The organism is Stenotrophomonas sp. GbtcB23, assembly GCF_019091045.1.
Classification (GTDB): domain Bacteria; phylum Pseudomonadota; class Gammaproteobacteria; order Xanthomonadales; family Xanthomonadaceae; genus Stenotrophomonas; species Stenotrophomonas rhizophila_A.
This window is the reverse complement of sequence record NZ_JAGXKC010000109.1, coordinates 1-1,538: the sequence shown is the minus strand read 5'-3', so window position 1 is coordinate 1,538 and position 1,538 is coordinate 1. Positions and strand designations below refer to the sequence as shown.

The following is a 1,538-nucleotide window of genomic DNA, read 5'->3' as shown; positions in this document are numbered from 1 at the left end:
CAACGGCCTGTCGGCCACGTAGGAAGATCACAAGATGTGGGGCGTGATGCGGATGACGCCCACGGACCTGTCCGACGTCAACGCCAACACCTACACCTACCTGATGAACGGCACGACCTCACTGGGCAACTGGACCGGTTTGTTCCGCAGTGGCGAGAAGGTGCGCCTGCGTTTCATCAATGGCTCTGCCATGACGTACTTCGATGTGCGTATTCCGGGGCTGAAGATGACCGTGGTGGCGGCAGATGGCTTGTATGTCCATCCGGTTTCCGTCGTCGAGTTCCGCATCGCGGTAGCAGGAACCTTCGATGTGATCGTGGAGCCCTCCGGGCAGGACGCATTCACCATCTTTGCCCAAGACTCCGGTCGCACCGGCTACATCAGCGGCACGCTCGCTGTGCGCGAAGGATTACGCGCGCCCGTTCCGTCTGTGGATCCCCGGCCGCTGCTGACGATGGCAGACATGGGCATGGATCATGGGTCGATGGATATGTCTGGCGGCAGCAAGGGCATGGAAGGCGGCTGTGGTGCGGCCATGGGCATGCCTGGCATGACCCCACCTGTCAGCGGTAACGCGACCTCGGCCCATGCAGGCCATGCGATGCCCGCCGCCGGCGATGGTGCCATGGCAGGCATGCAGCACGGGGGCATGCAATCACACCCTGCTAGCGAGACCAACAATCCCCTGTTGGACAACCAAGCCATGAGCGTGAGTTCGCGCTTGGATGATCCGGGCAATGGCCTGCGCGATAACGGCCGTCATGTGCTGACGTATTCCATGCTCAAGAGCACCTTTGAAGACCCTGACGGACGCGACCCCGGTCGCGAGAACGAGCTGCATCTGACCGGACACATGGAGAAATTCTCCTGGGGCTTCAACGGTCAGAAGTTTTCCGATGTCGAGCCGCTGCGGCTGAACTACGGCGAGCGTATGCGCATCGTATTGGTTAACGACACGATGATGACCCATCCCATCCATTTGCACGGCATGTGGAGTGACGTGGAGGACGACAACGGCAACTTCATGGTGCGCAAGCACACGGTGGATATGCCGCCAGGTAGCCGACGCACGGATCGCGTGCGTGGCGATGCGTTGGGCAGCGGGGCGTGCCATTGCCACCTGCTTTATCACATGGAAGCCGGAATGATACGCACGGTGAGGGTCGACGAATGAACATCAATAGACGCGATACCACCCTGACTGCGCTGACGGCTATCTCGCTGGCCCTGGCCAATGCGGCCAGCGCCCAATCTATGCAGCACGGCTCCATGCAGATGGAGCAGGGCGCGCAGACCCAGACTCAGGATCACTCTGCACATCAGGCGCCTACATCAAAACCTGCGCCAGCCCAAAAGCCTGCAACACCGGCCAAGACGAGCGAAGCGACGATCGATCATGCGGCGATGGGCCACGCCGAGCCGCAGGCTAACGCAGCCGAGCCTGCCATGCAGGGCATGGACCATTCGCAGATGGGGCACGGCTCGCCCGCGAGCACACCTGCGGCGCCCACAGCGCAGGCGCAGTCGATGCAGGGCAT

The 1,538-nt window shown here is 61.8% G+C and carries 2 pseudogenes; both read left to right on the top strand.

Features of this window, described 5'->3' with window-relative positions:
• Positions 1-1,174, top strand: a pseudogene (locus KVS69_RS18185) (copper resistance system multicopper oxidase); the annotation flags it as partial.
• Positions 1,171-1,538, top strand: a pseudogene (locus KVS69_RS18180) (copper resistance protein B); the annotation flags it as partial. The pseudogenes KVS69_RS18185 and KVS69_RS18180, both read left to right, overlap by 4 nt.